The organism is Mesorhizobium sp. M0833, assembly GCF_040319905.1.
Classification (GTDB): domain Bacteria; phylum Pseudomonadota; class Alphaproteobacteria; order Rhizobiales; family Rhizobiaceae; genus Mesorhizobium.
This window is the reverse complement of sequence record NZ_JAMYOQ010000011.1, coordinates 153,681-178,767: the sequence shown is the minus strand read 5'-3', so window position 1 is coordinate 178,767 and position 25,087 is coordinate 153,681. Positions and strand designations below refer to the sequence as shown.

Below are 25,087 nucleotides of genomic sequence, written 5' to 3'. Positions count from 1 at the left end.
AGGCTCATCAATGCCACGCGACGAGTTCGCCGAAATGCGCGCGTTTCTGGAGATCACCCGGACGCGGAGCTTCACCCGAGCAGCCGCCAAGCTCGGCGTCACTCCTTCGGCACTTAGCCACACCATCAAGTCGCTGGAGTCGCGGCTTGGCCTCCGTCTTCTGTCTCGCACCACCCGCGACGTGGCCCCGACGGCGGCCGGTCAACGCCTCAAGGAAGGCATCGAACCGCATTTCGAAGGCATCGCGGCTGAGGTCAGCGCTCTCGGCGTCCTGCGCGACAGGCCGTCCGGCAACATTCGCCTGGTGTGCACCGACGATTCGGTCGACATTGTCTTCCGCGCCCGGCTGCCAAAGTTCCTGAGCGACTTCCCCGATATCAATGTCGAGCTGGTGGTCGATAACGCCTTCACCAACATCGTCGAGCGCCAGTTCGACGCCGGTGTTCGGCTGGGCGAGTCCATTGCCCGGGACATGGTAGCCGTGCGCATCGGAGCCGACGTGACCTACACTGTCGTCGGCTCACGCCGTTACTTCGCCCACCGGACACCGCCGCAGACGCCGCAGGAGCTGACCGACCATAACTGCATCAACTACCGGCTGCCGACGTCAGGATCGGTCTATGCATGGGAATTGCGGGAAGGAGCGCGCGAGTTCAGTGCTCGGGTCGAGGGGCAACTGACGCTTAACAACATGGGGCCGGCGATCCAGGCCGCGCTTGACGGAGTGGGCTTGGCCTATCTACCGCGCGAACTCGTCCTGCCACATATTGAGAGTGGCCTTCTTCAGGAAGTCCTGACCAAATGGTGCCCGACGTTCCAGGGTTACCACCTGTACTATCCAAGCCGACGCCATCCCTCTCCGGCGTTTTCCGCCTTTGTCGACGCGTTCCGTATCAGGGGCAAGTAACAGCGTTTCGACGGCAAACGGCAGCTCATATTCCACAAACGATCGTGAGACAGCTTGGATGACGAAGCGCAGTTGGAGGCAAAGCCGAGATAACTGTATCGAGATGTTGTTCCGCCGGAAATGGTGGAGCCGGCCCGGGGACGGGGCCGGCTCCTAAACCCGGTCGTTGGGGACGGGGAGGGTGGGGACTCGACCGGGTTTCTCCTAAAGCGCGAAGTCATGCGACGCACTTAACCTCTGTTTTATGCATGTCGTTATCCCAAAACCGCTACGCACTTTTGGGCGACATGCATTGGCGTCCTCAGCGGACGCTGGCGACCGCGTCGGAGCGGCCGTCGTTGATCGTCACCCAGGCGCCGGAATTCCGCTCGGACTGGCGCTTCAGATAGGTGTAGCCGGTATTGGTCCAGGACAGCACCTTGGGTTGGAGATTGTCGAGGATGAACTCGCCAAGACTGGTGCGCACGGTCAGCACCGCATGGCCGTCGCCGTTGCGCTGGCGCACGACCGTCATCAGCAGATCGCCGGCCGGCACGCCGATGCTCATCAGCTCGCGCCGCTTTTCCAGCGCATAGTCCTCGCAGTCGCCGACGCCGTTATTGGGAAAGGACCAGACTTCCTCCTTGCCCCACATTTCCATGTCGGTGCGCGGCGCGACCTTGCTGTTGACCGAATTGTTGATCTTGACGATCGTCGCCCACAGCTTGCGGGTGAGCTCGACGGGTGCCCCGCCAGGCGTCCTCTGATTGCATTCCCGCGGAAGCTGCTGGCACAATTCGTAGTGACCGACCGGCTGTGTGGTGCGGCCGCCGGTGTGCATGAAGGCCGGCTCCGCCGCGTTTGCAATCCCCCAGCCGAAAAGCTGCATCGCTATTGCCGCCAGCAACAGCTTGCCCCTCATCCTGTTCATTATTCCGTCTCCCCGTTTGAGGAGACAATGACACGGCTGGATTTATTTGACGCAAAAGCGCGAAGTAGACATTAAGTAAAACGCCAATAGAATAAACCTAAAATTTGATGCAATTGAGTATAGAATTGTTTAAGGATTCCAGCCGGGCATGTTCCCATGCTTCGTTGCACCGTTCGAACAGCTAGGATGGCGGGACGGAGGGCGCGAAGGATCGCCAGCCTCGCTTCCCGATGGCGCTAACGCTTCCGCGTCAGCCGCGCGGTGAGCTGAATTCGGTATCAAGCGTTTCGGGGCGCTGGATGACGGCGAACTCGATGGCGATGCCATCTTCGAAATGGCGCACCACCTGGCCGCGCATGGTGCCCAGCGTCACCTGGACGCCGATGGCCGGCTTGACGTCGATCTCGATCGCCGCGCCCGACAGCGACAGGTCGATGATGCGGCACTGGTACTGGCGTCCGTCGGCAAGCTGCAGCACGCTCGTCGGGTTGCGCGGCGCGACGCGTTCATGGCGACGGTCTTCCGGCAGGTCGAGCTCGTGCTTGTTGGCAAGCCAGGTCAGTTGCGCGGCGAGCTTGTCCCTCTTGCGCTCCGACGCGATGACGGTCATCGCAAAGCCATCCTGCAAAGTGCGGGTAATGACGCCCTCGATGCGTCCGATATGATCGATATAGGCAATGACCTTTTCGCCAGCCAGGCCGGCGCGCTCGGTGCGCAGCGAAACGTTGCCGGGCGACATGTCGACTACCTGGCAGGGATGTTCGGTGCGGTCTTCCAGCATGAAGCGTCCGTAAATCTTCACGCGGACGCGCTGAAAGTTACGCCTTTCAGCTTGGGACGGTGCATGGTCGACCGCCGCTGACCTCATCACTGCCATACCCCGTTCGGCATTCCGCGCATGGATGCGGGGAATTTCAGCGGAAAACTACAACAAAGCAGGTTAACAAAGGGGAAAACCCGGCGCTGTTGCTTTAAGCTTTGGCCATCATTCCTCGCGTCCGCCGTCGAAGACGACCAGGTGACGGATGCGGCGGGCCTGGCCGAGCGCCGAAATCGTCTCGGGCGGGTCGAATTCCGACGGGGCGAGCGACGGAACCTCTATCGCCGGCCGGTTCTTCAGGAACATCGGCTCCTTGTCGGGATCGACGACACGGATCGAATCGATCAACGCGTCGAAAACCGGGTCCGCGCCCAGCCAGAAGGGCTTTTCGACGGCGTTTATCACGCCGAGGCAGCGCGGGCTCTCGACCCCGCCGTCGAGCGGCAGCGCGAGCAGCTCGAACCTGTTGGAGCGGCCATTGCGGCTGAAACCCTCATAGGTAATGAGGGCCGCCGATTTCAGGTCGAAGACGCCATCGGTCAGCTTCGAGATCAGCCGCTGGTCCTTTTCGCGCCACAGCGAAGGGAATGAAAACCCCTTGAGTTCGCGGCCATAGACTGCGCAAAGCCTGGTGCCGGCGAGCCGGAACACCGCTTCGCCGCGCGTGTCCTTTTCCAGGATAAACGTGTCGGCCAGCAGCGACTTGATGTCGGCCGGTTCGACTTCCGAGCGCTTCGGGGCAGGGCGTCCGTCACGCAACCGGTTCCAATAATGGAACAGCGTGATCGATCCGGTCTGGTTCATGCTAATGCTGCTCCGCGCATTCTGTCTTCTGATGTCCCATCGGTGAACAGAAGGGCGCCCTCCGAAGACCTACATGCGTTGCGGAGCAGGATGCGTGCCAGCATCGTTAATACTTGTTCACGGGTCGGGGCGGTTAAGGTTAACAACTGGTTTACGTTGCGCGTCTGCCAGCCCTGTGGCACACCAAAACCACTCCAGAAGCGGTCGTTTTGCGACGATCGGCAGCATTTCAGTCAAGAGTTCAGGGGGAGCAAGGGGGCTCGACCAGCCGTTCAAGGGAAACCTTGGACGGCTTCTTTTTTGATTCGGGCCCGCTGATTCGCCGTTTGTGATTCGGTTGGCCGTGATCTACATGCTCGCGAAGTCCAATCCAGCGACTGAGTGCAAGCCATATGAGTGACCCAGAAAGCCCACCGGAGATCGAGCAGGGCCAGGGTGGGCCTGTCGCCCGCGAACCGGAGCAGCGCCGCGAGCCGGTGTTCAACCTGCCGCCCGTGGTGCTGGCGGTGATCGGTATCTGCGTCGCGGTCCATCTGATCCGGGTCTATTGGCTGACCGACGACCAGGACTTCGAACTGCTTGTCCGGGCTGCCTTCGTGCCGATTCGCTATTCCGGCCGCTTCGACCTGGATTTCTTCGCGTTTTCAAGCCCTTTTACCTATGCCTTCCTGCATGGCGGCTTTGCCCATCTTGCCATCAATATGGTGTGGCTTGCGGCCTTCGGCTCACCGTTGGCCAACCGCTTCGGCGCGCTGCGCTTCAGCCTGTTCTTCGCCGCCACCGGACTGGCGGCGGTGGCGCTGTTCTGGGCCATGCACCCGCTTGGCGAGGCACCGCTGGTCGGCGCCTCCGGCGCGATTTCCGGCATGATGGGCGCGGCGGCGCGCTACGGCTTCCGCATCGACCGCTCGTCGGGCAAGGCCGCCTTCGCTGGCCGGCCCTTACCGATGGCGGCGGTCCTGCGCTCGCGCGGCGTCGTCACCTTTCTCGCCATGTGGATGGTGATCAACCTGGCGACCGGCCTCTTCGGCCTGGCGCCCGGCATTGACGGCCAGATCGCCTGGGAAGCCCATATTGGCGGCTTTGTTGCCGGCTTCTTCGGCCTGCGGTTTTTTGATCGGCGAGAGCAGGTGCCCCGGCAGACGGAGGAGCCGGAGAGCTGAGACCTCCGCACTTGAAAAGCAACCGATCGCGGCGCACCATGTTCATCCCAGGGAAAGCCGGCCAGGGCAGGAGCCGGCAGGAAATGCAGAGGAGGACGCCATGACTGTTAAGGCAATTCTCGAGGCGAAAGGCCACGACGTGGTGACGCTCGGGCCGAACGAAAAGCTCAGCGAAGCCATCCGCATGCTTTCCGAACACAGGATCGGCGCGCTGGTCATCACCAACGGCGATCACAAGATCGTCGGCATTCTTTCCGAGCGCGATGTGGTGCGGGTTCTCGCCAAGGAGGGGGCCGCGGCGCTCGACCTTGCCATCCGCTCGGCGATGACGCCCAAGGTGAAGATCTGCAATGAGAACCACACCGTCAACGAGGTGATGGAGATCATGACCAAGGGCCGCTTCCGCCATCTGCCGGTGGAAAAGAACGGGCTGCTCGACGGCATCGTGTCGATCGGCGATGTGGTCAAGCGGCGCATCGAGGACGTCGAGCGCGAGGCCGAGGAGATCAGGGCCTATATCGCCACGGCATGAGGCGGCGGCGGCCGGGTTGCCGGCCATTTGAATTTTTCAAGCTGCTATAGCAGTCCATCGCGGCAGCTGCGGGCCTGTGCCGCGTCGGCGCCTGCGGCTTGGCGCTTGTCTCGCGAAGCGGTTTGCACTAGCGAAGTTGCACACCAAATATGCGTTCCGCATATCCGCAATTCCAATACGCAGGCCCTTATGAGCATCATCGATACCCGCACGCCCGACGCCAAGCGCCTGGTTCCCGGCGCCACCGGCGACTGGGAGATCATCATCGGCCTCGAGGTCCACGCGCAGGTGACCTCGCAGGCAAAGCTGTTTTCCGGCGCCTCGACCACTTTCGGCGCCGCGCCCAATGCCAATGTCAGCCTGGTCGATGCGGCGATGCCTGGCATGCTGCCGGTGATCAACGAGGAATGCGTCAAGCAGGCGATCCGTACCGGTCTGGGCCTGAAGGCCGAGATCAACCACAAATCGGTCTTCGACAGGAAAAACTATTTCTATCCCGACCTGCCGCAGGGCTACCAGATCTCGCAGTTCAAGCAACCGATCGTCGGCGAGGGCAAGGTGATCGTCTCCGTCGGCCCCGACCGGCAGGGCGAGTTCGAGGATATCGAGGTCGGCATCGAGCGCCTGCACCTGGAGCAGGATGCCGGCAAGTCGATGCACGACCAGCATGCGACGATGTCCTATGTCGATCTCAACCGCTCCGGCGTGGCGCTGATGGAGATCGTTTCGAAGCCCGATATGCGCTCCGCCGATGAAGCCAAGGCCTATGTCACCAAGCTGCGCACCATCGTGCGCTACCTCGGCACGTGCGACGGCAATATGGACGAAGGCTCGCTGCGCGCCGACGTCAACGTCTCGGTACGCCGGCCCGGCGGTGAATTCGGCACGCGCTGCGAGATCAAGAACGTCAACTCGATCCGCTTCATCGGCCAGGCCATCGACTCCGAGGCGCGCCGCCAGATCGCCATCCTCGAGGACGGCGGCAAGATCGACCAGGAAACGCGGCTGTTCGATCCCAACAAGGGCGAAACGCGCTCGATGCGTTCCAAGGAAGAAGCGCACGACTATCGCTATTTCCCGGATCCCGACCTTCTGCCGCTGGAATTCGACCAGGCCTATGTCGATGCGCTGGCAAAGGACCTGCCTGAACTTCCGGACGCCAAGAAGGCACGGCTGATCTCCTCGCTCGGTCTGTCGACCTACGACGCCTCGATCCTGGTATCGGAAAAGGCGGTCGCCGACTATTTCGAGAAGGTGGCCGCTGGTCGCGACGGCAAGCTTGCCGCCAACTGGGTCATCAACGATTTGCTGGGTGCGTTGAACAGAGCCGGCAAGAGTATTGAAAATGCTCCGGTTTCGCCCGATCAGCTCGGCGCGGTCATCGATCTGATCAAGGAAGGCACCATCTCCGGCAAGATCGCCAAGGATCTGTTCGAGATCGTCTGGAACGAGGGCGGCGATCCGCGTCAGCTGGTCGAAAGCCGCGGCATGAAGCAGGTCACCGATACCGGGGCTATCGAAACGGCGGTGGACGAGGTGATCGCAGCCAACCCGGACAAGGTCGAACAGGCGCGCGCCAAGCCGACCATGGCCGGCTGGTTCGTCGGCCAGGTGATGAAGGCGACCGGCGGCAAGGCCAACCCGCAGGTGGTCAACGAGCTGGTCAAGGCCAAGCTCGGGATCGAATAGGATGTTCGTCCGCACCGCCGGCGAGCGCGATCTTGCGGCGGTGCGCGCATTGCTGGTCGAGACATGGCACGCCACCTATGACGCCATCTACGGCGCGGCGCGGGTCACCGAAATCACCGACGAATGGCATTCGATCGCCGCGCTCAAAGCGCGGTTGACACGACCGAATTCGGAATTCCTGGTCGCCGACGACGGCAAAAGCATCGGTGGCATGGCTTTCGCGGCCGCCACGACGGATGCCGGGGTCGTCATGCTGAACCAGCTTTACGTGCATCCGGCCTGGCAGAGGCAAGGCATCGGCAAGGCCCTGCTGGACGAGATCGAGGCCAGCTTTCCGGAGGCCCGAACGCTGCGCGTCGAGGTCGAGGAAGCAAATGCTCCGGCCGTTGCCTTTTACCGCTCGAGAGGGTTCACGCCCGCCGGCAACACGGCCGATTGCGGCGGCGCCTCAGGATTGCCGGCGCTGGTTTTGGAGAAGGCGATCGGCTAGCTCGTTCGCCTGGCGCTCAGTTGCGTTTCACGGGCAGGTTGGAGCAGCCGGCGGCGAGAAACTCGCACGGCAGGCTGCCGCCGCCGCCCGACGTGTGCGGGGGCGTAGTGGCTTCGATCTTTTCGACCTCGTAATATTTCGAGGTGACACCCCATTTTTTAACGCCCTGGCACGTCGAGCGCACGCCAACCTCCGTCGCCTTTGCCGCCGTCTTGTAATAGGTGGTGATCCGGCAGGATTGGCTGACCGGCAGCGCGTTCGCCGGGATCGTGACCGGCGGCAGGAAGTTCGGGAAGGCAAGCAGCGAGATTGCCGCAATGATCCGGACGGCGGGCATGGTGTGGGGAAAGTGCAGCATCGTGCGTCTCCATCGATGGCGCCGCTCGCTCGTGGCGCAGCGGCGCGTTTGTTCCCGCAAGATCAGGCCATGGTGCCGGCGCTGCCGCATCGGCCGCGCGGGGGATGGCGGGAACTGCCGCCGTCATCCGCGAGCGGCCGCGTCAGGGCGTTTTCGGCTTGATAAGCGTCTTTATCGGAACGGCGACTTTTGGAGGCCGGACCGTACTGGTTCCACCATCGACGGCCAGCTCGCCGCTGTTGAGATAGCGTACCGTATAGTGCAGCTCATAGGCGGGAACTCTGATCCATGTAGGCTTGGGATTGAACTGGTCCGGCGGCCTCGAATACCACTTCGGGATCTGCATGATCTTGGAACCGGCATCGAATCCCGCAGTCTTGGCCGCCACTGCGAAGGCGCTGTCTCTGGGATCGTTCGGCGGCTGGTCGACATTGCCGATGACCACCAGCGAATCGTATTTTCGCGCGTCGAGCCGTACTGCGGGAAGGTTCAGCGCAGCCACGTCGCCTTCGCGCATGGTCAGCGCCTTCTGAAGGCCGTCCTCATTGGCGTAGACGTTGAGGTTTATAGCCTCGGATTCCGCATAGACGACATTGTTGTGGAAGTCGCGGGCTGGCAGTCGTGTGAGGCTGTCGAAGGTCACTTCAACCGTCGGCTTGGCTATGGCGTCCGTCACCACCAGGTTGCGCCGCGGCACCGTCCAGAAGATGAGATCATCGCCGGTAGACTGCGTGCCGGTATCGGAGCCGTCTATTGCCGAGCATTTCGAATTTGGAACCGGCGTCGTCACGGGCAGGGGTGCCGAAAACGAGCTGCGTACCTGCGCGTCGATGTAATTGCCGACGTTGAAAACGTCCTCGAGGATGTTGCCGCCCTCGAAGCTCGCCGGGCCGGGTTGCGAGCGGATGATGACCTGGCTGGAATCGGTCTGCCAGCCGCTGCAGAAGACGTTGACGTCTATGGGAATGCCGATGTGGCGGTCGGAGGTCACCGGGATCGAGACTTTGATGGTCAGGATGTAAGGAACTTTGACAAACCAGCTGTTCGGCTGGTTCAGCATCTGCGTCGCAAAGCGCGACGGCCGCCATTGCTTCAGCGATTCGATCGATGCGCGTGACGATCGTCCCTGGGCGGCCAGCTGTGCGTTGGTGGCGTCGACCTTGGCTTGCGCCAGGTTGCGAACGGTGTTGGTGATCAGGAACACGCCGAGTTCGGCTTTGCACGGCTTGTTCGATTGTGTGGCGTTGCATGGGGCAAGTGCCGCACTGGGAACCGGCGGCCCCGAAGGCGGCGGCTGGGCGGCCGCGGTGGCCGCCATCAGGCAGAAGAACAGCATCATGCAGGTTTTCAACATGGTATCCTCGCTCTGTCGTTGGAAACCACCCTCCGGCTAGACAGCAGCATTTCTTCGATGGCGGTTCATCGCCCGCACGGGGGATGAACCGCGAAACATCGGGCCGGCCCAGCGACGTCGAGCCGCCGTCCTTTCGGATCGGACATCTACTGCTTCACGACGCCTTTGGTTGTCGCCTTCGGCGCGACGACCTTGGGCTTGGGGGTTTTCGGGCCGGGGTCGACTACCAATGCGGCCGTGCAGGAGCATTTGCCCGAACCGCAGTTCAGGTCGCCCTTGCACATTTTGGAATGCCGCATATCGGTGCAGTCGGCGGTCCCGGAGCAGGAGCAACTGCCTTGCCCGATCGTTCCGGACTGACATTTGAAGCTCCATGCCGGATCGGCGGCAAGGCCGGCCACAGCGAGCGATAAGGCAAAAAACGTCGTCGAGATGAGCTTGCGCATGAATACCTCCCGGTTCTATCGAGCGATGGAACCACGAAGCAGCAACGCCTTCATCTCCCGCGCGGGGGACGAACTCGCATACCGGTGACGATCGTCAATGCTGTCCCTTCAGCACGACGAGATAACCGCGTTCGGCGCGAAGCCGGAAGGCGATTTGCCCTGCAGTGCCGGGATCCTTGGAAACCTTGTCGATGACATAGCCGCTGGGATGCGAGCCAAGCCATTCTTCCGGTTTGTCGGTGCTTTCGAATGGCCTTTGCAACCGGGCCAGGAAGCCGACTTCGCCTTGATAGTCGAAAGCCACGGCCCAGTCCGCATCCTTTCGCTCGTCGATGAAGCTGGCGAGCGGCGTCAGGTCATAGCGTTTGAACGCGGTTGCCGATGCCACCGCGTGGCCGATGCCGAAAATGACAAGCATGACGACGGCCGAGCTTTTCAGCCTGGCGAGCGGGATCTCCGCCATGAAATACCCGAACAGGATGGTCACGAACGGCAACATCGGCACGACATAGTGAGGCTGCTTGCCGGATATCGCGCTGAACGCCAGCAACACGGCAACGAACGAGAACGACAGCAGGCGCAAGGCGCGCAGATCCGGCGACTTCGTCTCGATCAGGCTGCGTATCCGCGTACGCAGCTTCAACCGCCAGACCTCGGGTATGAAAATCCACGGTATGAACATGACCGGCAGCAGCAGCAGATAGAAATAGAACGGCCGGCCGTGTGAATTGCGCAAATTGCCGGTGACGCGCCCCGCCGACTGGTTCCAGACCAGATCATAGACAAAACTGCCCTTTGTCAGGATCGTCGCCGGCACCAGCCAGATCGCCACCGGAATCAGCGCGGCGAGCACTGCCAGGCCCACTCCAGCGAGGAAGTTCGGTGTCGTCAGTCCCGCCCGTCGGTCGCGCCAGAACGGGTAGAACAGGATGGGCGCGGCGATATGGATGAGCACCACAGGGCCTTTCGTCAGCACGCCCATGCCGATGAACAGCCCGGCCAGAACGGCCTGCCAGCGGTTGCCGCTCCGGGCAAAGGCAATCAACGACAATAGCGCGGCGAGCACAAAGACCGTCAGCAACAGGTCGAATAGGATCAGCGTCGAATAAATGACGAACACGCAGCTTCCAGCAACCAGCCAGGGGATGCGTCGTGCTATGTCGTCGCGGCCCGGAAACAGGGTCTTTGCCAAAGCCGTCGTCAGCCAGATGACGAGCGAGGAGGCGGCGAAGATGACCAGCATCGCGGCCGGCCGGCTGGCGCCGAAAATCTTCCAGACAAGGTCGATAAGCCAAAACAGCAGCGGCGGTTTCTGCAGATAGGGCGCGAAATTCATCGTCGGGACGAAGATCTGTCCGCTCAGATACATTTCCCAGGTGACGCTGAGATATCGCGTTTCGTCGACGGGCAGCAGAGGCCGGAAAGCGACTGCGATTACGATCAGCCCAAGCAAAAAGAGGTAGGGGAGCAGCCGCTCGGTAGATGTCGGTGTCAAAGATTGAGATCCGCGCCAGAAACCATTTTCTTTCCAGCCGAGCAGAGTGCCGCGTTTCTGGACCGCGAACGACCGCACCACGATTTTGGCCGAATTGCAACGATGCCGGTTTCGTTTCCCAGATTTTGCGGACGATGGTGTCAAAGGTTTGAAAAACTTACCGACCGAGTCATTTGGACCACCGCCGGTTCGAGAATCTGCGCAAATCAACTGGAGCGCAACGGCGGTGACAATTCGCGCATCAAGAGTTCGAGCTCGCGCTGATCGCCGGTGCCGGTCTTGTCGAAGATCGTCGCCAGCTGCGACTTGACGGTGCCGTCCGAGACGCCGCCGGCCGCGGCGATTTCCTTTCGCGTCAGGCCGGCGGCAACGTGACCGGCGACTCGCCTTTCTGCCGCCGTCAGTCCGAACAGCGCCGCAATGGCGTCCAGCGCCGGGGTCGGTGTCGAACCGGCCGCGGCGATGAAGATCGCTGCGGCCGCCCGCTGCGAGATGCGCGCGGAGATTTCACGCCGCGCCAGCGGCATAACATGGGCCACCGCCGGAACGGCCGTCTTGGCCAGCGGAATGTTGATGCCGCAAGGTCCGAGTGCGAATTCGTCGCGCGTGCCGAGCTGGACGGCACGGCCGATCGCGGCGTTGGCGTTGGCATAGGTGAAGGACAGCTGTCCGCGCACGCAAGCGACCGAAATGTTTTCGGCGAGCAGCGCTTCGGCTGACGGGTTGGCGAAGATGATGGTCATGTCTTCGGCGACGATCAGCACCGGATGGTCGAGGCTTTCGATGATGGAGCGGAAGATTTCGGCCTTGCGCCGCTCGGCCTCGAACAAGTCGCCGATGGTCACTGCGCGCCGCACATGCGGCGCCAGCAGGCAGACAAGCTCGAGATCCTCGCGGGAAATCTGGCGCCTGTCCTTGTCGGTCACCACCATCAGCGTGCCGATCCGGGTCGGCCGCTTCATCAACGCCACCCAGAAGAAATCGTCCAGCCGGTTGGGTTGTACCCATTCGCGCACGATGCGGCTTTCGAGCCATCTCTGTCGTGTATCCGGGCCTTGCAGGGCGTAGATCGAATCGACCGTGAAGGGCACGTCGATCTCCATCTTGGGAACCGCCGCATAGAACGGTACTTGCGAGCCGTAGTCATGCTTCAACGGCTCAAGAACTGCGGGATCGCCGCAGGACACCGAAAACCGCGCAGAGCTGCTGATGGTGTCGATGACGGCGAGCATGGCAAGCCGGCCTTCCGCCAGATTGCAGATGGCCTCGAGTGTCGCCTGCCAGCGGTCGACGTCGGCAATCGAATCGTAGATCGCCTCAACGACGTGCGGCAATGCGCGACCGGCCGTGCGCGCCAGCGATGACATAAACCCCTCTCATTTGCCGTCCTAGGCAACGAAGCATCAACTGTTAGAATAACGCTGCGTAAGGTTGCCAACAACTTATTTCATCTGCTTCGGACGGCCGCGAAAATAGCATGAACGTATCGCTTTTCCGTCAGCCATTTGCTCGCCGGTTGCGGCAAGACCCTTGCCTTCGCAATGCCGTGACGCCATAAGCAGGAACAGGCGCCGCAGCCGCCGCGAGGACTTGCCACAAGGACTTGCCACGAGGATTTGGATGAAGACTTTCCTTCTGCAGTTTTTCACCTGGTGGAACAGCCAGACATTGGGAACGCGCTTTCACACCTGGCGGCATGGCAAGAAGGTCGGGCAGGACGAGGTCGGCAACGTCTACTATGAGGGCGGGGTCGATTCGGAAGGCCGCACCCGCCGCTGGGTCATCTACCGCGACTATTCGGAAGCCTCGGCGATTCCGCCCGGCTGGCATGGCTGGATCCATCACCGTGTAGACGTTCCGCCGCCAAGCGAAGACTACAAGCCACGCGACTGGCAAAAGCCGCATGTGCCGAACCTCACCGGCAGCCCCGCAGCCTATCGGCCGAAGGGCTCGGTGCTGACCAACCGGCATCGTCCGCAGGTGACGGGCGACTACGACGCCTGGACGCCCGGTTCGTGATCGATCGCCGCGACAGGCCGCGGTCCCTCACGGAGGCGGTCCCCACGCGGGCGGTCCTTTGTCGCCACAATTACTGTTTAGCTGTTTGCTGATCCGACAGCAGCAACTAGCCTTGGCGTTAAGAGAATCACCCGGGCGCAAACCACCGGACCTTGCATGAGCATGTTCAGCCGAATTTTGACGGGCGGATTAACCGCGGTCGTTCTCGCTTCTATGGTGACGCTTGCTGCTGCGCAGGAATTGGCGCCGCCCGCGCCTGACGCGTCGGTGGCGCCTGCAGCACCGGCAGTATCCGAACGCCTCACCAATCCCGTCGCTGAATTCGCCGGCATCGACAAGATCACCGGCCGTATCATCACCTTCGATGTTTATATCGACGAGACGGTGCAGTTCGGCGCTTTGCAGGTGACGCCGCGCATCTGCTATTCGCGGCCCGAAAACGAAGAGCCGAAGACGGATTCGTTCGTCGAGGTCGACGAGATCACGCTCGACCGGAAAATACGCCGTATCTTCACCGGCTGGATGTTTGCCGAAAGCCCCGGGATCAACGCCGTCGAGCATGCCGTCTATGATATCTGGCTGAAGGGCTGCAAGCAGAAGTCCGACGTGCCGGCACCCGCCGCCCCCAAAACCAACTAGAATCTGTCAGCGCGCGGCGGATACCGCGCCCCGCGGAACCGCCGCGTTGCCCGAGCGTTGGTGCCTCTCTACGGAGGAGGTTGCCATGATGATGGCCAACAAGAACGAACTTCTCGACATCGAAAGGGGATTCTGGAGCGGCGACGCCGACTACTTCAAGGCCAATGCCGATACCGAATGCCTGGTGGCCTTCCCGCAGATGGCGCGGGTGATGAGCAATACCGATCTGGCCGAAACCGCCACGGACCCGAACCGCTGGCGCGATCTCGACATTGACCTCAAGGGCATCATCGAGCCGGGCAGCGACATCGTCATGCTGACCTACGAGGCGCGTGCGACCCGGCAAAATGGCGAAGCCTATGCGGCGCTGGTCAGTACTGGCTATGTCCACCGCGTCAATGGCTGGAAAATGATGTTCCACGCACAGACGCCGCTGCCGACGCCAGCAAAAGGCTGAGCGGCCGATAGAGCAATTCCAGGAAGAGTGTGAACGGCTTTCCGTCCGGAATTGCGTTTCTTTGAAATGATGAACCATTCTCCAGGTTATGGAAAAAACACCGCCTCGCCCTTCAGCGCCTCGGCCAGCATCTTCTCGTACTTGCCGCGCGGCACGTCGATTGCGCCGAAGCGTTTGAGATGCTCGGTGGTGAACTGCGTGTCGAGCAGTGCAAAGCCGCGCGCCTTCAGGCGTTCGACGAGGTGAACCAGGCAGGCCTTTGACGCGTCGGTCTCCCTGGCGAACATGCTCTCGCCGAAAAACACGCGGCCGAGCGATACGCCGTAGAGCCCGCCGACCAACCGGTCGTTGTGCCAGGCCTCGACCGAATGGCAATGGCCCATCCGATGCAGCTCGATATAGGCTTCGCGGATCGGCGCGTTGATCCAGGTCGACCGACGTTCCTCGCGCCTTTCGGCGCAGGCCTCGATCGTCGCCTCGAAGTCGAAATCGATGCGGAACTCGAACAGGTTCTTGCGGATCGTCTTTCTCAGGCTTTTCGGTATGTGGAACCCGTCGAGCGGAATGATGCCGCGCGTCTCCGGCCGCACCCAGAATACTTCGGGGTCATTGGCGCTTTCGGCCATCGGGAAGACGCCGGAGGCATAGGCTTTGAGCAAAAGGTCGGTCGGGATGCGATAACCGGGTGCGTAGGGACGGGTCATCGCTTCGCCCCTGTATCACTCGCCTTCGGCCAGGTATTTTTCCAGCCAGTGGATATCGTAGTCGCCATTGGCGATGTCGGCGTTGCCAACGAGGTCGCGAAACAGCGGCAGCGTCGTTTTGATGCCGTCGACGACGAATTCGTCGAGCGCGCGCCGCAGCCGCATCATGCACTCGACGCGGTTGCGGCCGTGCACGATCAGCTTGCCGATCAGGCTGTCGTAGTAGGGTGGGATCTTGTAGCCCGAATAGACGCCGGAATCGACGCGGATACCGAGGCCGCCCGGCGTGTGAAAGTGGGTGATGGTGCCCGGCGAGGGGGTAAAGGTGCGCGGATCCTCGGCGTTGATGCGGCATTCGATGGCATGGCCGTGGAAGCGGATATCCTCCTGGCGCACCGAAAGCCCGCCGCCCGAGGCGACGCGGATCTGCTCGTGCACGAGATCGATGCCGGTGATCGCCTCGGTCACCGGATGTTCGACCTGCAGGCGCGTGTTCATCTCGATGAAATAGAACTCGCCGTCCTCATAGAGGAATTCGATAGTGCCGGCGCCGGAATAGCCGAGATCGGCGATCGCCCTGGCGCAGACGCCGCCAATATGCGCGCGCTCCTCGGCATTGAGCGCCGGCGAGGGCGCTTCCTCCCAGACCTTCTGGTGGCGGCGCTGCAGCGAGCAGTCGCGCTCGCCGAAATGCACGCCGCGCCCGGCGCCATCGCCGAACACCTGCACTTCGATATGGCGCGGCTTCTGCAGATATTTCTCGATGTAGACGGCGTCGTCGCCGAAGGCCGCACCCGCCTCCGAGCGTGCCGTCTGCAGCGCCACCTCGAGGTCGGCCTCGCTATGCGCCACTTTCATGCCGCGCCCGCCGCCGCCGGCCGACGCCTTGATGATTACGGGGTAGCCGATCGCGGCGGCAATGCGCTTGGCTTCCTTGTCCTCGGTGACCGCGCCGTCGGAGCCGGGCACCACGGGGATGCCGAGGCGCTTTGCAGTGCGCTTGGCCTCGATCTTGTCACCCATAATGCGGATATGGTCGCCGGTCGGGCCGATGAAGGTGATGTTGTGCGCGGCGAGGATGTCGGCGAACTTGGCGTTCTCCGACAGAAAACCGTAGCCGGGATGCACTGCGTCGGCGCCGGTGATCTCGCAGGCGGCGACGATCTGGTGGATGTTGAGATAGCTGTCGCGCGACGGCGGCGGGCCGATGCAGACGCTCTCGTCGGCGAGACGCACATGCATGGCGTCGGCGTCGGCGGTCGAATGCACCACCACCGTCTGGATGCCGAGCTCCTTGCAGGCGCGCAGCACCCTGAGGGCGATTTCGCCGCGATTGGCGATGAGGATTTTCTGGAACATCTTTCGCCTGTTCCCGGCTCTACTCGATCACGACGAGCGGCATGCCATATTCGACCGGCTGCGCGTCTTCGAACAGGATCGCCGTCACCGTGCCGGCGCGCGGCGATGGGATCTGGTTCATCGTCTTCATCGCCTCGATGATCAGCAGCGTCTGGCCTTCCTTGACCTTCTGTCCGACCTCGATGAACGCCTTGGCGTCGGGCGACGGCGCCAGATAGGCTGTGCCGACCATCGGCGAGGCGACGGCGTTCTTCGACACGTCGGGCGCCGCCGGCACGGCGGCTGCCGCGGGCTGCGGGGCTGCCGGCGCGTGGGCCGGCTGCGCTGCGGCGACAGCATGGATGGCCGGCGCCTGCCGCGAGACGCGCACCTTCAGATCGCCCAGCTCGACCTCGATCTCGGTCAGGTTGGTGTCGTTCAGTATGCCCGCCAGATCGCGGATCAGCTGCTGGTCAACACCGTTCTTCTTTATCGACATTTTCGAGCCTTCTGTTTGTTGGCCGGTCATAGGCGTGCAGCCAGCGCCTGCAGCGCCAGCGTGTAGCCGAGCGGCCCGAACCCGCAGATCATGCCGACGGCGACCGGCGCGACCATGGAGACGTGGCGGAATGGTTCCCGCGCGTGGATGTTGGAAAGATGCACCTCAGCCACCGGCAGCGGCGCGACGGCGCGGATGGCATCGTGAATGGCGATCGAGGTATGGCCGTAGGCGCCCGGATTGATGACGATTGCGGCGGCCTTGTCGGCAGCCTCCTGGATCCAGTCGACGAGGTCGCCCTCATGGTTCGACTGGCGGAAATCGATCTCCAGCCCAAGTGCGGCACCTGCCTGCTTGCAGTCGTCGGCGATCGCGGCAAGCGTCTTGCCGCCATAGATACCCGGCTCGCGCTTGCCGAGCGCGTTGAGATTGGGGCCGTTCAGGACGAAAACCGTTTTCAAAAAATGCCGACCTTTCCCGGCGCGGCTAAGCCGGCGCGCCGGACCCTCTATAATGGGCATAGACGCTGGCGAAAAGAGCGCAAGTGCGTTCTTTCGCCGTCCACAACAGCCGGAAAACGGCCCGCGCCGGAAACCCGTAGCCCTAATCGAAACCCGAACGCTAATCAGAGCGCCGCCTTCGCCGCCTCGATCTTTTCGGCCAGCACTTCCTGGCCAAGCGCGCCGAACACAACCTCGTTGCCGACCACGTAGGACGGCGTTCCGGTGATGGCGAGCTTGGTGGCGAGATCATAGGTCTTGGAGAAGGCCTCGGTGATGCTCGGGTCCTTCATCTTTTCGCGCAGCGCCGCCTCGTCGGCGCCGAGCGACAGCGCCACCTTGATTGCCGCCGCCTCGGTGGCGCGCCCCTGGCCGCCGAGCAGCGCATTATGGAATTCGCCGTATTTCTCCGGCTTCAGCAAGTGGAAGGCCATCGAGACGACGCTTGCCTTCTGCGAATCCGGGCCAAGGATCGGGAACTCCTTGAGCACGAAACGCAGGTCCGGGTCGGCCTTGGTCAGCGCGCGCATGTCGTCGATGGCGCGTTTGCAGTAGCCGCAATTATAATCATAGAATTCGACGATGGTGACCTTGCCGTTGGGATTGCCGACAACACCGTCAAAGGAGGAATTGAAGATCTGGTCCTTGGCGTCCTTGATGACGCCGAGACTGGCGACGCGCTGTTCTTCCTTCTGCTTGGCCTCGAGTGCCTGCTGTGCCTCCAGAAGCACTTCCGGGTTCTTCAGGAGATAGTCGCGGACGATGCCTTCGACTTCGGTGCGGTCGAGCTTGGTACCCGAGGACGCCGTCTGGGCAAGCTGCGCCGTGCCGGCCTTCGCCGTCTGCGGATTGCCGGCGACGAAGCCGAACGCCAGCATGGCGAGAGCCGCTGCCACTCCGGTAGTGCCCAGCAGAATTGCCTTGGTCATGATCCTCGATCCTCTTGCCCGTGTTCCGGTCCGCTCGCTTTGGCTGTGTCGCAGCCTGCGTCCGAAAGGTTCACTTCTTCTTACCTGATGGTGCGTAGTTTTTAATGTCCTGCGCGCGAAGCCAGCCCGGCTCGCCCCGCTTCATGCTCTGCTGCGCCCGCATGGCGAAGATCTTCGCATTCTTGTAGTCGCCGGAATAGAAATGCCCTTCGGCGGTTGCAAGCTCGGCGGCCGGGATGTTGCCGAGTTCCCCGTAAGCCTGTGCCAGATAGCGGTATCCGTCGGCGTTTTCGCGATCCCGTCCGAGGCCGGTGTTGATCTGCGCCACTGCCTTCTTCAGCGAATCCGCCGTGCCGATGGCCATCAGCGCCTGGCCGTAAGACACCGGCAGCAGCCCGGATCGCGCCGGATCGAGGCTGACCGCCTTGGCATAGGCGTCAGCAGCATCCTTCGGCCGGTTCGCCTTCATCAGGATGTCGCCGCGCAATTCCTGGAAATACGGGTTTTTCGGCTGTTCCTTGATCAACGCGTTGGTCTTGGTGAGCGCCGAAGCCAGATTGCCGAAAAGATAGGTCATCTGTGCGTCGCCATAGCGCGAGGCGAGGCTGCCGGGGTTCTTGCGCATCAATCGTGACGCCGCCGCCTGGCCTTGCATGTAGGCGGCGATCTTGATGCGCATCATATCGTGGCGCTGCTGCAGTGCCGGCGGGTCGACCTTGTCGACGTAAGGGCTCTGCTTCACCAGCACTTCGAGATTGGCGATACGCTCCTGCGGCATCGGATGGCTGATGCGATAGGGATCGACTTGCGCGCCCGAGAGCGACAACGCGTTCTGGAAACGGCCGAACGTCTTCAGCATGCCCATGCCGGACTGGCCGGTTGCATTCAGATAAGCGATTGCCGAACGGTCGGCGGTCATCTCTTCGGTGCGCTGATAGGCTAGGATACTGCGTTGCGCCATCTCGCCGCCGCCGGCCATCACGCCCATGCCGGCCCCAGCGAGGCCGCGGCTGTTGCTGGTGGCGCCGGCAACCATGGCGCCGGCGCCAAGCAGCGTCGCCAGTATTGCCATCGTCTTGGCACGCTCGAGTTGCTCCCGCAGTTTCTGCTGATGCCCGCCGGCGATATGGCCGGCCTCGTGGGCGATGACGCCGATGATCTCGTTGGGCGTTTCGGCCGTCATCAGCGCGCCGGTATTGATGAACATGCGGCGCCCGGCAACAAAGGCGTTGAAGCTCTGATCATTGACCAGCACGATGTTGATGGCGTCGCCCGATAGGCCGGCCGCCTTGAAGATCGGCCGCGCGTAATCGCGTACCAGCGCCTCGATCTCGGCATCGCGCACCACCGGCACATTCTGAGCAAACGCATCGACCGAGCCGGCCATGGCGACCACCGCGGCAAGCGCAACCGTCGCGAAGGCGCGCGCTGTCCTGGCGATCGTCGATTTGGGTCGGCTCAACATGGCAGGTCCACTGGTAGACGAGTGGGCGAAGGATGAAAAGTCGGCAGCCTAAAACTTACCGAACTTGTGATCCCCACACCAATCGGGCATTTGTGCGGCGCGGCCAGCATGGCCGGCACGCGCGGACAAGTGTGGTGGATTGAAAAATGATTGTTTCGCTTTCGCGCCGCGGCGCGGTCGAACCGTTCCACGCCATGGACATCCTGGCCGAGGCGAATCGGCTGAAAGCCAAGGGCCTGCCGGTCGTATCCATGGCCGTCGGCCAGCCTTCCGATCCGGCGCCGGCCGGGGTTCGCGAAGCGGCGGCCAATGCGTTGAAAGCAGGCCGCATCGGCTATACCGACGCGCTGGGCCTCGCCGGTCTGCGCAAGGCGATCGCGGCGCATTATGGCGAGCACTACGGGCTTGACGTTTCGCCCGAGCGGATAGCCGTCACCACCGGATCGTCGGCTGCCTTCAACCTTGCTTTTTTGGCGATGTTCGATCCAGGCGATCGCGTCGCCATCGCCGCCCCCGGCTATCCTGCCTATCGCAACATCATGGCCGCGCTCGGCATCGACATCGCCGAGATCGAGTTGGACGGCGCCGCCTACCTCCATGCCGAGCACCTGCAAGCCGCGCATCGCGAAAAACCTCTGAAGGGCGTGCTGTTCGCCAGCCCGGCCAACCCGACCGGCGCGGTCATTCCCGCCGGCGATCTCGAGGCGCTGGTCAAGACGGCGCAAGAGCTCGGCATCGCCGTAATCTCGGACGAAATCTATCACCGGCTGGCCTATGCGGCGCCAGACACGACCGCGCTTTCTTTCGGCGCGGATGTGACGGTGATCAATTCCTTCTCGAAATATTATTGCATGACCGGCTGGCGCATCGGCTGGATGGTGCAGCCGCAGGAACTGGTGCGGCCGGTCGAGCGCATCGCCCAGAGCCTCTATATCTCGCCGCCCGAGCTGTCCCAGATTGCCGCGATCGAGGCGTTCAAGGCGACGCCAGAGCTGGAAGCGGTGAAGGCGCGCTATGCCTGGAACCGCGAGCTCCTGATGCAACGCCTGCCGGAGCTCGGCTTTGCTTTGGCCGCGCCCATGGACGGCGCGTTCTACGCCTTCTGCGACGTCACCAGGCACACCAATGACAGCATGGCGTTTGCGCGCCGGATGCTGGCCGAGGCGCATGTGGCAGCGACGCCCGGCCGCGATTTCGATCCGCTGCAGGGCCATCGCACGATGCGCTTTTCCTACGCCGGTAGCCACGACGACATGGTCGAGGCGATGGCGCGCATCGAACGCTGGCTGAAGTAGCGGGGGCGACGATGCCGGAGCTTGAACAGGCGTCTCAACTTGAACAGGCGCCCCAGCTTGAACAGGCCTTGCGCGAGGTCGCCACCGAAATGGCGGAGCGTACCGATCGCGGCGACGTCGCCAGCTATATTCCCCAGCTCGGCAAGATCGATCCGAAAAAATTCGGCATCGCCGCGGTGACCAATGACGGCCGCGTGCTGACCGCGGGTGACGCCGACGAGGCGTTTTCAATCCAGAGCATCTCAAAGGTGTTCACGCTGACGCTGGCGCTCGGCAATGTCGGCGACGCGCTGTGGCAGCGGGTTGGGCGCGAACCTTCGGGCAATCCGTTCAACTCGATCGTCCAGCTCGAGCACGAGAACGGCATTCCGCGCAATCCATTCATCAATGCCGGCGCCATCGTGGTCTCAGACATCCTGCTTGCCGGCCATCAGCCGCGCGAGGCGATCGGCGAGATCCTGCGCTTCATCCAGTTCCTGGCCGACGACGACACGATCATCGTCGACCGCGAGGTCGCGGCGTCCGAACGCGCCACCGGCTTTCGCAATTTCGCGCTCGCCAATTACATGAAATCGTTCGGCAATCTCCACCATGCGCCGGAACTGGCGCTGGGCGTTTACTTTCACCATTGCGCTATCGCCATGAGCTGCCGGCAACTGGCCCTGGCTGGCCGCTTCCTCGCCAATGGCGGCAAGAACCCGGCGACCGGGCATTCCGTCGTCTCGGCAGAGCGCGCGCGCCGCATCGGCGCGATGATGCTGACCTGCGGCCACTATGACGGCTCCGGCGACTTCGCTTTCCGCGTCGGCATTCCTGGCAAGAGCGGCGTTGGCGGCGGCATATTGGGAATCGTGCCGGGCGTCGCCTCGCTTGCCGTCTGGTCGCCTGGCCTCAATGCCAACGGCAATTCCAGGCTGGGCTCGATCGCGCTGGAAAAACTGGCGAAGATAATGAACTGGTCGATCTTCGCACCATAGTGTCGTTGCCTGCAATTGGGACAAAAAAATCCCGCGCAACCGATCGGCGACGCGGGACTTTTCTAGTCAGAAAGTCTGGCTAATGCACGGAAAGGCTTAGAAAAAGCCCTTCCGCTGCCACCAGCCGGCACGCTTTGGCTTGTCCTCGGTCTTTGCTTCCTCGGTCTTTGCCTCGTCGGCGACGATCGAAGAGACGACCGGCACGACCGGAGCATCCACCGGTACGGGCTTGCGCCGCGACGGCCGGACCTTCGGCGTTTCCTCGGCAGCCGCCACTTCGGTCTCCGCCGACACCGGCGCGGGGGTCTCGCCGGAAGCCACGGAGGCGGCCTCGGCAGCCGATGTCTCGGCGCCCGCAATCTCGGCAACTGCTTCCGCTGCAACTTTCTTCGGCTTGGCGGCGCGGCGCGGCTTCTTCGGCTTTTCGGCGCTCGGCATGTCGTCGTTCGCCGGAGCAAGCACCGCAAGCTCTTCGGCCGGCGGGGCACCTTCCGGCTCGCCGGTCACGGGCTCTGCTTCCGACACGGCACCTTCCGTCAAGGCGGCTGGCTCGCCGGCGCCGGCTTCGACGCTGTCCTCGCCGTCTTCACGGCGATTGCGCTTGCCGCCGCGCTTGCCGCGCCGGCGCTTCTTGCCGTGACCGTCGTCCGCCGCTTCCGCCGTTTCGGCCACAACACCGGCCGGCGCTTCACGTTCCGCTTCGGCGGCTTGGACGCCGTCGGCTACCAAGGCATCGTCTGTCGGCGCCGAAACGGAAGCACCTTCCACAGCAGCGCCATGTTCGCGGTCCCGGTGGTCACGATCCCCGTGTTCACGATCGCCGTGGTCACGATCCTTGCCGCCGCGCCGTCTGCGGCGCTTGCGGCGCTTGCGATCGCGGCCTTCGCCGTCCTCGCCGGACCTTGGCTGCTGCGGCTGCTGCGCAGGGCGTGGCTGCTCGGCCTGCACCGGTGCCTCGTCTTCCTCCTCGATGACGATCTCGTCCTCGGGTTCTTCCGGCTCGACATAGGCCGGGAAGGTGCGCGCCTCGACGAAGCCTTCCGGCTTTTCGGCCAGCGCACCGCGGAAGATGGCATAGTGTTGTGCACCGACCGTATCATCGGCTTCGATGGTGATGGTCACACCGAAGCGGTGCTCGAATTCCACCAGCGTGCCGCGCTTGTGATTGAGCACATAGAGTGCGGTCGCTGCCGGCGTCCGCACCGTGATGTGGCTGCGCGAATCCTTGAGCAGGAATTCCTCGATTGCCCGTACCACCATCAGCGCGACCGACGAATCGGAGCGCACATGGCCGGTGCCGCCGCAATGCGGGCAAGGCTTCATCGTCGATTCCAGCACGCTGGCACGGATGCGCTGGCGCGACATCTCCATCAGGCCGAAATGCGAGATGCGGCCGACCTGGATGCGGGCACGATCGTTCTTCAGGTGATCCTTCAGCCGCTTCTCGACGGAGCGGTTGTTGCGGTTCTCCTCCATGTCGATGAAGTCGATGACGATGAGGCCGGCGAGATCGCGCAGCCTCAATTGCCGCGCGACTTCCTCGGCAGCTTCCAGATTGGTGTGAAGTGCGGTGTCCTCGATCGAGTGCTCCTTGGTGGAACGGCCCGAATTGACGTCGATGGCGACCAGCGCTTCCGTCTGGTTGATGATGATGTAGCCGCCGCTCTTCAGCGTCACCTGCGGCTGCAGCATGCGGTCGAGCTGCGCTTCGATGCCGTTGCGCACAAAGATCGGCGTCGTGTCGCGGAACGGCTGAACCACCTTGGCGTGGCTCGGCATCAGCATGCGCATGAAGTCCTTGGCCTCGCGGTAGCCTTCTTCGCCGGAAACCAGGATCTCGTCGATATCCTTGTTGTAAAGGTCGCGTACCGAGCGCTTGATCAGGCTGCCTTCCTCGTAAACCAGGGCAGGGGCCGTGGATTGCAGCGTCAGATTGCGGACGTTTTCCCAAAGCCGCATCAAATATTCGTAGTCGCGCTTGATCTCTGCCTTGGTGCGGCTTTCGCCGGCCGTACGCAGGATGACACCCATGCCCTGCGGCACTTCGAGATCGGCGACCACTTCCTTCAGCCGCTTGCGGTCCTGCGCATTGGTGATCTTGCGCGAAATGCCGCCGCCGCGCGCCGTGTTCGGCATCAGCACCGAATAGCGGCCGGCCAGCGACAGATAGGTGGTCAGCGCCGCGCCCTTGTTGCCGCGCTCTTCCTTGACGACCTGCACCAGCAGGATCTGCCGGCGCTTGATCACTTCCTGGATCTTGTACTGGCGGCGCACCGGCTTGCGGCGGTTGCGCACTTCTTCCAGCGCGTCTTCGGCGCCGACCGATTCGACCTCGTGATCGTCCGAATGCGAGGATTGCACCTCTTCCAGCATGCCGCGATCATTGTCTTCGGAGGTTGCCTCGCCGCTGGTCTCGGCCCCGCCCGTCTCGGCTTCGCTTGTCTCGACTTGCGGGACGGCTTCCGAGATTACGTCGGCATCGACGCTGGCAGCGATGGAACTGGAACCGCCTTCGGACGGCTCGGTCTCGCCGCGATCAGCGACTTCATCGCTCTGTCCGGCTGCACCCTCGCTCTGTCCAGCAACGTCGGACATGGTTTCGTCATTGTCGGTAGCGGCATCCAGCTTTTCTGCGACGGCACCTTCGCCGTTCTCGCCGTCGGACGCGCCTGCCTCGTGCCTGTGCTCGCCGCGGTCACGGCTCTTGCCGCCGCGCCGGCGTCCGCGCTTGCCACGGTCGCGGCTCTGGCGGTCCTCGCCTTCGGCGGCTTCCTCGTCCTCTTCGTCCTGGGCTTCCTGTGCTTCCGCACGCAGCAGCGCCTGACGGTCGGCGACCGGAATCTGGTAGTAGTCGGGATGTATTTCACTAAAGGCGAGGAAACCGTGACGGTTGCCGCCATATTCGACAAAGGCTGCCTGGAGGGAAGGTTCGACGCGCGTTACGCGGGCGAGATAGATATTTCCTTTGAGCTGCTTCTTGTCCTGGGATTCAAAGTCGAATTCTTCAATTCGGTTACCGCGAACGACGACAACGCGTGTTTCCTCCGGGTGGGAGGCGTCTATCAGCATTTTGTTGGGCATTATTTCGTTTCCTCCCGGCAGCCGTCGGCCGCAGCTTGCGGGGCAATGCCCGCTGCCGTGGACCTGGAACATGAGTGCCGGACAATTGAACGTCCGCCGGCCGCTGCCTGAGCGCCATGGCGGTGCCGCCCGCAGCCATAGTGGCGCGGTTTGTTGCGGACCTTTCCATGATTGCGCTTGAAGCCATCGTCACCAGCAGAACCTTTTGAACCAAAG

General features: G+C 62.7%; 25 protein-coding genes. 10 read left to right on the top strand and 15 right to left on the bottom strand.

All coding sequences use genetic code 11. From position 1 onward, the window contains the following. Positions 1-10 precede the first annotated feature (10 nt). Positions 11-907 (top strand): LysR family transcriptional regulator, encoded by an 897-nt coding sequence (locus NKH98_RS15350; protein WP_352899534.1) that lies wholly within the window; start codon positions 11-13, stop codon positions 905-907. 301 nt (positions 908-1,208) lie between these two features. On the opposite strand, the gene NKH98_RS15345 is transcribed toward NKH98_RS15350, so the two are convergent. From NKH98_RS15345 to NKH98_RS15335, 3 genes are all read right to left on the bottom strand, one after another. Further along, positions 1,209-1,808, bottom strand: coding sequence for a transglutaminase-like cysteine peptidase (locus NKH98_RS15345; protein ID WP_352899577.1), 600 nt, complete (start codon positions 1,806-1,808; stop codon positions 1,209-1,211). Between the two features lie 259 nt (positions 1,809-2,067). Beyond that, entirely contained in the window at positions 2,068-2,685 is a 618-nt protein-coding gene (locus NKH98_RS15340; RefSeq protein WP_254817716.1) for a PilZ domain-containing protein, read from the bottom strand. 117 nt (positions 2,686-2,802) lie between these two features. Then, positions 2,803-3,441: a PAS domain-containing protein gene (locus tag NKH98_RS15335; RefSeq protein WP_352899533.1), complete on the bottom strand. Its 639-nt coding sequence runs from the start codon at positions 3,439-3,441 to the stop codon at positions 2,803-2,805. A gap of 392 nt (positions 3,442-3,833) precedes the next feature. Between NKH98_RS15335 and NKH98_RS15330 the strand changes: the two genes are divergently transcribed. The 4 genes from NKH98_RS15330 to NKH98_RS15315 all read left to right on the top strand — a co-directional run bounded on the left by NKH98_RS15330 (position 3,834) and on the right by NKH98_RS15315 (position 7,315). Beyond that, positions 3,834-4,604, top strand: coding sequence for a rhomboid family intramembrane serine protease (locus NKH98_RS15330; RefSeq protein WP_352899530.1), 771 nt, complete (start codon positions 3,834-3,836; stop codon positions 4,602-4,604). 100 nt (positions 4,605-4,704) lie between these two features. Then, the gene (locus tag NKH98_RS15325; RefSeq protein WP_023717464.1) at positions 4,705-5,136 is read left to right on the top strand and encodes a CBS domain-containing protein; all 432 of its coding nucleotides are present in this window, start codon (positions 4,705-4,707) and stop codon (positions 5,134-5,136) included. 189 nt (positions 5,137-5,325) lie between these two features. Then, positions 5,326-6,825, top strand: coding sequence for an Asp-tRNA(Asn)/Glu-tRNA(Gln) amidotransferase subunit GatB (gene gatB, locus NKH98_RS15320; protein ID WP_352896737.1), 1,500 nt, complete (start codon positions 5,326-5,328; stop codon positions 6,823-6,825). A gap of 1 nt (position 6,826) precedes the next feature. After that, on the top strand, positions 6,827-7,315 hold the full coding sequence (locus NKH98_RS15315) for a GNAT family N-acetyltransferase (protein WP_352477435.1): 489 nt from the start codon (positions 6,827-6,829) through the stop codon (positions 7,313-7,315). 16 nt (positions 7,316-7,331) lie between these two features. On the opposite strand, the gene NKH98_RS15310 is transcribed toward NKH98_RS15315, so the two are convergent. The 5 genes from NKH98_RS15310 to NKH98_RS15290 all read right to left on the bottom strand — a co-directional run bounded on the left by NKH98_RS15310 (position 7,332) and on the right by NKH98_RS15290 (position 12,335). Further along, a complete protein-coding gene (locus NKH98_RS15310; RefSeq protein WP_352899528.1) occupies positions 7,332-7,673 on the bottom strand; it encodes a hypothetical protein in 342 nt (113 codons plus the stop codon). A gap of 142 nt (positions 7,674-7,815) precedes the next feature. Then, the gene (locus NKH98_RS15305; protein WP_352899526.1) at positions 7,816-9,027 is read right to left on the bottom strand and encodes a hypothetical protein; all 1,212 of its coding nucleotides are present in this window, start codon (positions 9,025-9,027) and stop codon (positions 7,816-7,818) included. A gap of 146 nt (positions 9,028-9,173) precedes the next feature. Continuing rightward, a complete protein-coding gene (locus NKH98_RS15300; RefSeq protein WP_352899524.1) occupies positions 9,174-9,473 on the bottom strand; it encodes a hypothetical protein in 300 nt (99 codons plus the stop codon). Positions 9,474-9,567: 94 nt separating this feature from the next. Continuing rightward, complete coding sequence (locus NKH98_RS15295; protein ID WP_352899522.1) at positions 9,568-10,968, bottom strand: ArnT family glycosyltransferase; 1,401 nt, start codon at positions 10,966-10,968, stop codon at positions 9,568-9,570. 206 nt (positions 10,969-11,174) lie between these two features. Then, positions 11,175-12,335, bottom strand: a complete 1,161-nt coding sequence (locus tag NKH98_RS15290) for a helix-turn-helix transcriptional regulator (protein WP_352899519.1) — start codon at positions 12,333-12,335, stop codon at positions 11,175-11,177. A 253-nt stretch (positions 12,336-12,588) separates the two neighbouring features. Between NKH98_RS15290 and NKH98_RS15285 the strand changes: the two genes are divergently transcribed. The 3 genes from NKH98_RS15285 to NKH98_RS15275 all read left to right on the top strand — a co-directional run bounded on the left by NKH98_RS15285 (position 12,589) and on the right by NKH98_RS15275 (position 14,083). After that, complete coding sequence (locus NKH98_RS15285) at positions 12,589-12,987, top strand: NADH:ubiquinone oxidoreductase subunit NDUFA12 (RefSeq protein ID WP_254817092.1); 399 nt, start codon at positions 12,589-12,591, stop codon at positions 12,985-12,987. A 156-nt stretch (positions 12,988-13,143) separates the two neighbouring features. Continuing rightward, entirely contained in the window at positions 13,144-13,626 is a 483-nt protein-coding gene (locus tag NKH98_RS15280; RefSeq protein ID WP_254817093.1) for a DUF2155 domain-containing protein, read from the top strand. Between the two features lie 88 nt (positions 13,627-13,714). Next, positions 13,715-14,083: a hypothetical protein gene (locus NKH98_RS15275; protein ID WP_352899575.1), complete on the top strand. Its 369-nt coding sequence runs from the start codon at positions 13,715-13,717 to the stop codon at positions 14,081-14,083. Between the two features lie 86 nt (positions 14,084-14,169). Here NKH98_RS15275 and aat read toward each other — a convergent pair whose 3' ends face one another. From aat to NKH98_RS15245, 6 genes are all read right to left on the bottom strand, one after another. After that, complete coding sequence (gene aat, locus NKH98_RS15270) at positions 14,170-14,787, bottom strand: leucyl/phenylalanyl-tRNA--protein transferase (protein WP_023674821.1); 618 nt, start codon at positions 14,785-14,787, stop codon at positions 14,170-14,172. Positions 14,788-14,802: 15 nt separating this feature from the next. Then, a complete protein-coding gene (gene accC, locus NKH98_RS15265; RefSeq protein WP_352477446.1) occupies positions 14,803-16,146 on the bottom strand; it encodes an acetyl-CoA carboxylase biotin carboxylase subunit in 1,344 nt (447 codons plus the stop codon). Positions 16,147-16,165: 19 nt separating this feature from the next. Then, the gene (accB, locus tag NKH98_RS15260) at positions 16,166-16,624 is read right to left on the bottom strand and encodes an acetyl-CoA carboxylase biotin carboxyl carrier protein (protein WP_352899517.1); all 459 of its coding nucleotides are present in this window, start codon (positions 16,622-16,624) and stop codon (positions 16,166-16,168) included. Between the two features lie 26 nt (positions 16,625-16,650). Then, positions 16,651-17,085: a type II 3-dehydroquinate dehydratase gene (gene aroQ / locus NKH98_RS15255; protein WP_031211260.1), complete on the bottom strand. Its 435-nt coding sequence runs from the start codon at positions 17,083-17,085 to the stop codon at positions 16,651-16,653. A 164-nt stretch (positions 17,086-17,249) separates the two neighbouring features. Further along, entirely contained in the window at positions 17,250-18,053 is an 804-nt protein-coding gene (locus tag NKH98_RS15250) for a DsbA family protein (RefSeq protein ID WP_352899516.1), read from the bottom strand. 70 nt (positions 18,054-18,123) lie between these two features. Next, entirely contained in the window at positions 18,124-19,518 is a 1,395-nt protein-coding gene (locus NKH98_RS15245) for a M48 family metalloprotease (RefSeq protein ID WP_352899513.1), read from the bottom strand. Between the two features lie 146 nt (positions 19,519-19,664). On the opposite strand from NKH98_RS15245, the gene NKH98_RS15240 reads away from it, so the two are divergent. Both NKH98_RS15240 and NKH98_RS15235 read left to right on the top strand, forming a co-directional pair. Beyond that, positions 19,665-20,813, top strand: a complete 1,149-nt coding sequence (locus NKH98_RS15240; protein ID WP_352899511.1) for a pyridoxal phosphate-dependent aminotransferase — start codon at positions 19,665-19,667, stop codon at positions 20,811-20,813. An 11-nt stretch (positions 20,814-20,824) separates the two neighbouring features. After that, positions 20,825-21,790: a glutaminase gene (locus tag NKH98_RS15235; protein ID WP_254817099.1), complete on the top strand. Its 966-nt coding sequence runs from the start codon at positions 20,825-20,827 to the stop codon at positions 21,788-21,790. A gap of 96 nt (positions 21,791-21,886) precedes the next feature. On the opposite strand, the gene NKH98_RS15230 is transcribed toward NKH98_RS15235, so the two are convergent. Then, positions 21,887-24,871, bottom strand: coding sequence for an Rne/Rng family ribonuclease (locus NKH98_RS15230; RefSeq protein ID WP_352899508.1), 2,985 nt, complete (start codon positions 24,869-24,871; stop codon positions 21,887-21,889). Between the last annotated feature and the right edge of the window lie 216 nt (positions 24,872-25,087).